Origin of the sequence: Sphingomonas sp. GM_Shp_1 (assembly GCF_026540895.1) — a bacterium.
Classification (GTDB): Bacteria; Pseudomonadota; Alphaproteobacteria; order Sphingomonadales; family Sphingomonadaceae; genus Sphingomonas.
The window spans coordinates 25,950-32,424 of sequence record NZ_JALNUR010000036.1 but is presented as its reverse complement, the minus strand read 5'-3'; the positions used below and the strand labels follow the sequence as shown (position 1 = coordinate 32,424).

Annotated in this window: 7 protein-coding genes and 1 pseudogene; 5 read left to right on the top strand and 3 right to left on the bottom strand. The window is 68.3% G+C overall.

Translation table 11 applies throughout. The annotated features are described in order from the left end of the window. From OXQ33_RS14875 to OXQ33_RS14865, 3 genes and pseudogenes are all read right to left on the bottom strand, one after another. A pseudogene (locus OXQ33_RS14875) lies at positions 1–312 on the bottom strand (hypothetical protein); the annotation flags it as partial. A 66-nt stretch (positions 313–378) separates the two neighbouring features. Beyond that, a complete protein-coding gene (locus OXQ33_RS14870) occupies positions 379–600 on the bottom strand; it encodes a hypothetical protein (protein WP_267435471.1) in 222 nt (73 codons plus the stop codon). A gap of 47 nt (positions 601–647) precedes the next feature. Then, complete coding sequence (locus OXQ33_RS14865) at positions 648–1,163, bottom strand: host attachment family protein (protein WP_267435470.1); 516 nt, start codon at positions 1,161–1,163, stop codon at positions 648–650. Between the two features lie 89 nt (positions 1,164–1,252). Here OXQ33_RS14865 and serS point away from each other — a divergent pair, with 89 nt between their 5' ends. The 5 genes from serS (at position 1,253) to tyrS (ending at position 6,337) form a co-directional block, all read left to right on the top strand. Beyond that, on the top strand, positions 1,253–2,530 hold the full coding sequence (serS, locus tag OXQ33_RS14860; protein WP_267435469.1) for a serine--tRNA ligase: 1,278 nt from the start codon (positions 1,253–1,255) through the stop codon (positions 2,528–2,530). Continuing rightward, positions 2,530–3,294, top strand: a complete 765-nt coding sequence (surE, locus tag OXQ33_RS14855; protein ID WP_267435468.1) for a 5'/3'-nucleotidase SurE — start codon at positions 2,530–2,532, stop codon at positions 3,292–3,294. Before serS ends, surE begins: the two co-directional genes overlap by 1 nt. 43 nt (positions 3,295–3,337) lie before the next feature. After that, a complete protein-coding gene (locus tag OXQ33_RS14850; RefSeq protein ID WP_267435467.1) occupies positions 3,338–4,552 on the top strand; it encodes a peptidoglycan DD-metalloendopeptidase family protein in 1,215 nt (404 codons plus the stop codon). Positions 4,553–4,661: 109 nt separating this feature from the next. Next, positions 4,662–5,057 (top strand): hypothetical protein, encoded by a 396-nt coding sequence (locus OXQ33_RS14845; protein WP_267435466.1) that lies wholly within the window; start codon positions 4,662–4,664, stop codon positions 5,055–5,057. A 53-nt stretch (positions 5,058–5,110) separates the two neighbouring features. After that, complete coding sequence (tyrS, locus tag OXQ33_RS14840; protein WP_267435465.1) at positions 5,111–6,337, top strand: tyrosine--tRNA ligase; 1,227 nt, start codon at positions 5,111–5,113, stop codon at positions 6,335–6,337. Positions 6,338–6,475: the final 138 nt, after the last annotated feature.

Below are 6,475 nucleotides of genomic sequence, written 5' to 3'. Positions count from 1 at the left end.
CGGCGGCTGGGGTGGTTTCGGCGGCGGCTGGGGCGGCGGCTTTGGCGGGGGATTCGGGTTCGGCGGCGGTGGCGGCAGGTCGAGCGGGAGCATCGTCATCTCCTCGACCAGCAGTGGCGGCTCGACCTCTACCTCCTCGGCATCGGGCGGTTCGGGGGGCTCGTCCACCTCGACCGGTGGGGTCAGCAGCACCTCGTCCTCGGGCAATGTGTCGAGCACCTCGTCCAGCGGCAACGTCTCTTCGACATCGTCCACCGGTGGGTCGTCCACCTCCTCGGGCAACGTGTCCTCGACCAGTTCCTCGTCGGGCAATGTCAGTTCTTCGAGCGCGTCGAGCGCCTCTTCGGCCTCGTCCGCATCCTCGGCCTCGTCCAGTGGCTATGGATCGAGCAGCGACGGCTGGTCGTCCAACGGCTCGTCGGCCAGTTCGGCCTCGTCCGCCTCCAGCGCCTCCTCGGCGTCGAGCACGTCCTCGGCGAGCAGCGCATCGTCGTCGGGCAATGGCGAAACGCCGCCGCCCACGCCGGTCCCGGCACCGCCGATGGTGCTGCTGTTCGGCGGCGCGGCGGCGGCGCTGGTGATCCGGCGGCGCCTGACCAAGGCCAAGCCCGCCTGAACCACCGCCCCGCCGCCGCGTGCGGCGGGCCTTACGCCTTTTGCAGCGCGGCCTCGATCTCGGGCACCGGATGCCCGGTCAGGTCCTTGGCCAGTTCGCCGACCAGCCGATCCTCGACCGTCTTGTGATAGTGTTTGCGCAACTCGCCCAGCGTTTTGGGTGGTGCGACGACGATCAGCGCCTCGAACTCGTTGGCGAGCGCGCGGCGCTTCAGCATGTCGGCGGTTTCGGCGGCGAAGCGATCCTCCTCCTGCTGGTGATAGTCGGTTTCGCCCATCGACCCGCGTGAGGCGGCGAACTGCGCGCCCTGCCCACCGCCGCCGGCCTGATTCGATCCGCCCTGCGCGATGGCGGGCGCACCCGCACCGCTCTGCGTCGAGGAGGCGGAACCGGCGCTGTCGGTCTTCTGGTCGCGGTCGGCCGGATTGGGATGCTCGATCGCGTGTTCGACGACCAGATTGGGGTATTCGGCGTCGCCTTCGTTGCGGAAGAACAGGCTCTTGCGGCCGTCGACGACCAGCACGAAACTGTTATGCGGTACCTGCATCGCGTTTCTCCTTCTCTTTGCAGGGGGATAACGCGGAGGCTTCGGCACGGGTTGCGTGACGGCGGAGCGGAGGCCATAGCCTCGCCCCCATGCACGACATCCGCCTGATCCGGGACGACCCCGCCGCCTTCGACGCACGCCTTGCCAAGCGGGGCACCGATCCCTTGGCCGAGAGCCTGATCGCGATCGACGAGCGCCGCCGCGCGATCGTCGCCGAAGCGCAGGCGGCCCAGACCCGCCGCAACGACCTGTCCAAGCAGATCGGCCAGGCCAAGGCGGCGCGCGACGAGGAACGCGCACAGGCGCTGATGGACGAGGTCGCCTCGCTCAAGGCCAAGCTGCCCGAACTGGAAGAGCAGGAACGCCAGGTCGAGGCGGAGCTGAACACCGCGCTCGCCGCCATCCCCAACCTGCCCGCCGCCGATGTGCCCGAAGGCGCGGACGAGCATGACAATGCGCTGGTCCACCAGAAGGGCGAGCCGACCGCCTTCGCCTTCCCGGCGCGCGAGCATGACGCCATCGCCCCGGCGCTGGGCATGGATTTCGAGACCGGCGTGGCGCTGTCGGGTGCGCGCTTCACGCTGTTGCGCGGGGCCATGGCACGGCTGTCGCGGGCACTCGGCCAGTTCATGCTCGACAAGATGACGGAAGAGAACGGCTTCGAACTGGTCCAGCCGCCGCTGCTGGTCCGTGACGAGGCCGCCTTCGGCACCGGCCAGTTGCCGAAGTTCGCGGAGGACCTGTTCCGCACCACCGATGGCCGCTGGCTGATCCCCACCGCCGAGGTGTCACTGACCAACATCGTGCGCGAATCGATCCTGTCGGAGGCGGAATTGCCGCTGCGCTTCACCGCGCTGACCCCCTGTTTCCGGTCGGAAGCGGGTGCGGCGGGGCGCGATACGCGCGGCCTGATCCGCCAGCATCAGTTCGACAAGGTCGAGATGGTGTCGATCACCACCCCCGACCAGTCGGATGCCGAGCATGAGCGGATGACCGCCGCCGCCGAGGGCGTGCTGGAGGCGCTGGGCCTGCCCTATCGCCGGATGCTGCTGTGCACCGGCGACATGGGCTTCTCGGCGGCGCGGACCTATGATCTCGAGGTCTGGCTGCCCGGACAGGCGCGCTATCGTGAGATTTCGTCCTGCTCGACCTGCACCGATTTCCAGGCACGGCGGATGATGGCCCGCTATCGCCCGACCGAGGGCAAGGGGACGCGCTTCGTCCATACGCTTAACGGCTCCGGCTTGGCGGTGGGTCGCACCCTGGTCGCGGTGATCGAGAATTATCAGCAGGCCGACGGCTCGGTCGTCGTTCCCGAGGCGCTTCGCCCCTATCTCGGCGGACAGGCGGTGCTGGAGCCGCGCTGATGCGCATTCTCCTGACCAATGACGATGGCTATCACGCACCCGGCCTCGCCGCGCTGGAGCGGATCGCGGCCAGCCTGTCCGACGATGTCTGGATCGTCGCCCCCGCCGAGGACCAGTCGGGGACCAGCCGCTCGCTGACCCTGACCCGGCCGATGCGGCTGCGCCAGTTCGGCGAACGTCGCTTCGCCGTCACCGGCACCCCGACCGATTCGGTGCTGATGGCACTGGGCGAGGTGATGGCGGACCGGAAGCCCGACCTGATCCTGTCGGGGGTCAATCGCGGCGCCAATCTGGGCGAAGACGTGTTCTATTCCGGGACGGTGTCCGCCGCGATGGAGGGTGCGCTGGCGGGCATCCGCTCGATCGCGCTCAGCCAGCGTTATGCGGTCCAGGGGGTCGGCGACGCGGTGTCCTTCGCCACGGCGGAGGCCTGGGGCGAGCGGGTGTTGCGCCCGCTGCTGACCGTGGATTTCGGACCCCGGACATTGGTCAACATCAATTTCCCGCCGGTCGCGCCCGAGGCGGTGCAGGGCATCCGCGCCACCCGCCAGGGCCTGCGCGACTATGGCCGGGCCAAGCTGGAGCGGCGAAGCGATCCGCGCGGCTATGATTATTACTGGCTGGCGCTGGGTCGCCTGCCGCATCAGCCGGGCGACGACACCGATCTGGATGCGATCGCCGAGGATTGCATCTCCGTCACGCCGCTGCATCTCGACCTGACGCACGCTGCGTCGCTTGCTATGCTCGGCGCGGCATATCGCTGAACATGGTCTGGGGGGACTTGGGGTGAATCGGAGTTTCGGGCCCGTGGCGGGCGTCATCGGGGCCTCGCTGCTGCTGTCGGCCTGCATTCCCAATATGGAGCCGCCCATGGTCGCGCGCGAGCCCGTCGCTCCGTCGCCACCGGCCAAGCCTCTGCCCGCACCGACCATGGCCAGCCCCGCCTCGCCGCAAGCCTTGGCGACACCAGCGCCCCGCAAAGTCGCGCCGCGTCCGCCGATCCGCCGCTCGGTGCCCGCGACACCGCGTCGCACCGCCCCGCCCATTGCGACGACGCCCCCCGTCGTCGCGCCCTCGAAAGAGCCGGTCTCCAGCTTGCCCGCGCCGCGCCCTTCCTGGGAAATCCGCCCCGTCGCCCCGGATGCGAAGGAAATCCCCGCCTCCGTCTATGTCGTCCAGCCGGGCGACACGCTACGCGGCGTCGCGGACCGGACGGGTGCGGGGTCGGAGGCGATCGCGCGCGCCAACGGCTTGAGCGCTCCCTTCGTCATCCGCGCGGGACAGCGGCTGACCATCCCCGCCGGGCGCTATCATCTGGTCCGGTCGGGCGAGAGCGGCATCGCGATCGCGCGGGCTTATGGCGTGCCCTGGTCGCGCATCGTCGAGGCGAATGCGCTGGCCGAACCCTATGTGCTGCGCGCGGGCCAGCGCATCCTCATCCCCGGCACCACCGCCACCGGCACCGGCACGCCCGTCACCAGCAGCGCGGCGGAGCGGGCAGCGGCCTTCACGCTGGACGTGGACGACATCCTGACCGGCGGCGAGCCTGCGCTGGCGACCAACCAGGCCCCCGCCAAGCCCAGCGCGACGCCCGCCCGTGTCCTGCCGCCGACCGCCGTTGTCGCTGCCCCCAGCCGGTTGCGCTCCGGCTTCGCCTGGCCGGTCGAGGGCAAGGTGATCAAGCGCTTCGGCGCGGGCTCCAGCGGCGAGCGCAACGACGGCATCAAGATCGCCGTCCCCATCGGCACCCCGATCAAGGCCACGGCGGACGGCGTGGTCGCTTATGTCGGCGACGGCATCGCCGCGCTGGGCGGCCTGGTCATCGTCAAGCATGGCGATGGCTGGACCAGCGTCTATGGCCATGCCTCCAAGCTGATGGTCCAGCGCGGGCAGAGCGTGAAGCGCGGCCAGACGCTGGCGCTGTCGGGCCAGACCGGCTTTGCCGACCGCCCCGAACTCCATTTCGAACTGCGCCGGGGCCGCACGCCCGTCGATCCGATGAGCCAGTTGCCCGGACGCTGAACCTTCCCCGATCCTGAACGCCGCCTAACACGCTGTTCAGGATCGGGAACGCCACACCGTGCCATAGGTTGGAAACGATCATGGGGCCGGTGCCCCCGGGAGTTGGCGTATGAAGAAGATGTTCCAGGCTTTGGCCGCGATCGGCCTGTCGGTGGCGGGTATCGCGACGACGACGGCGCTTCCCGTGTCGAGCGCACAGGCTCAGTCCTGGCGCGGCGATGGCCCGCGTTATGACCGGGATCGACGCGACGACCGGCGCGACTGGCGTCAGAACGACCGCCGCGACTGGCGGGGCGAGCGTCGCGGCTGGCGCGATGACCGCCGCCGGGGTCGCGACGACTGGCGCGGACGGCGCGAGGCCCGGACGCAGCGCGAACTGGACCGGGCGCGCCGCACCCCCGGCTATGTCGATCCGCGCTCGCAGGGCGACTATACCAATTATAACGGTCGCGGTTATCGCCCCTGTCGCTACGTCCGCGAAAATGGCCGGACGCTCTGTCGCTAAGATCCGCGTCAAAGGGTGACGAATGCGGATCGGCGGTGTAACGAGCCCGGCTTATGGCATACACGTCCGATCTGCTTCGCACCCTCGACGAACGGGGTTACGTCCACCAGATGACCGACGCCGCCGCGCTGGACCGGCTGGCGGCGTCGGGCGTGGTGCCCGGCTATATCGGCTTCGACCCCACCGCGCCGTCGCTGCACGTCGGGCATCTCGTGTCGATCATGATGCTGCGACAGTTGCAGCGCAACGGCCACAAGCCGATCGTCCTCATGGGTGGCGGGACCGGCAAGGTCGGCGATCCAAGCTTCAAGGACGAATCCCGCAAATTGCTCACCGAGGACACGATCTCGGCCAATGTTGCTTCGATCAAACGCGTCTTCGAACGGTTCCTGACCTTCGGCGATGGCCCGACGGATGCGGTCATGGTCGACAATGCCGATTGGCTGGACAAGCTCGAATACATCCCCTTCCTTCGCGACATAGGCCAGCATTTCTCGGTCAATCGCATGCTGTCGTTTGACTCGGTAAAGCTGCGCCTCGATCGAGAGCAGTCGCTCAGCTTCCTTGAATTCAACTACATGATCCTGCAGGCTTATGATTTCCTCGAGCTCTCGCGGCGTTCAGGCTGTCGTCTGCAAATGGGCGGATCGGATCAATGGGGGAATATCGTCAACGGCGTGGAGCTTGCTCGACGGGTTGATGGAACCCAGGTATTCGGCCTGACCACGCCGCTATTGACGAATGCCGACGGCACCAAGATGGGCAAGACGGTCGGCGGCGCGGTTTGGCTCAACGAAGACCAGTTGCCGCATTTCGATTACTGGCAATTCTGGCGCAACACTGCGGATGCCGATGTCGGGGTGCGCCTGCGCCTGTTTACCGACCTGCCGATGGACGAGATCGCCCGGCTGGAGGCGCTGGAAGGCGCGGAGATCAACGAGGCCAAGAAGATCCTCGCCAACGAAGCGACCGCCATGTGTCGCGGCCACGCGGCGGCGGACGAAGCAGCAGAGACGGCACGGCGAACCTTCGAGGAAGGGTCTGCGGGCGCGACGCTGCCGAGCTTTGCGGTGGCGGGCGGCTCCATCGGGATCGTCGATGCGCTGATCGGGCTGGGCTTTGCGAAGTCCAAGGGCGAGGCGCGGCGGTTGATCGCGGGTGGCGGTGCGCGGGTCGATGGCGAGAAGGTGGCCGACGAGAATGTCGTCATCGCTGTCGGAGCGGAGCCGGTGAAGCTGTCTTCGGGGAAGAAGAACCACGGGTTGCTGACGGCGGGGTGATTGCTCTGGCCTTCGACTTCGCTCAGGCGGAACGGAGGTTTGAAGGCACGCTGTTCCCCGGCGAAGGCCGGGGCCCAGTTACACTTGGCAGGCGGGACGCGCGAGCGTGAGGGGCGGTAGCGACCTTCCTGAAATCGG

Bases quoted from the DNA above. Each gene is read 5' to 3' on its own strand.
- OXQ33_RS14865 (WP_267435470.1), bottom strand. From the start codon at position 1,163: ATGCAGGTACCGCATAACAGTTTCGTGCTGGTCGTCGACGGCCGCAAG.
- serS (WP_267435469.1), top strand. From the start codon at position 1,253: ATGCACGACATCCGCCTGATCCGGGACGACCCCGCCGCCTTCGACGCA.
- surE (WP_267435468.1), top strand. From the start codon at position 2,530: ATGCGCATTCTCCTGACCAATGACGATGGCTATCACGCACCCGGCCTC.
- OXQ33_RS14845 (WP_267435466.1), top strand. From the start codon at position 4,662: ATGAAGAAGATGTTCCAGGCTTTGGCCGCGATCGGCCTGTCGGTGGCG.
- tyrS (WP_267435465.1), top strand. From the start codon at position 5,111: ATGGCATACACGTCCGATCTGCTTCGCACCCTCGACGAACGGGGTTAC.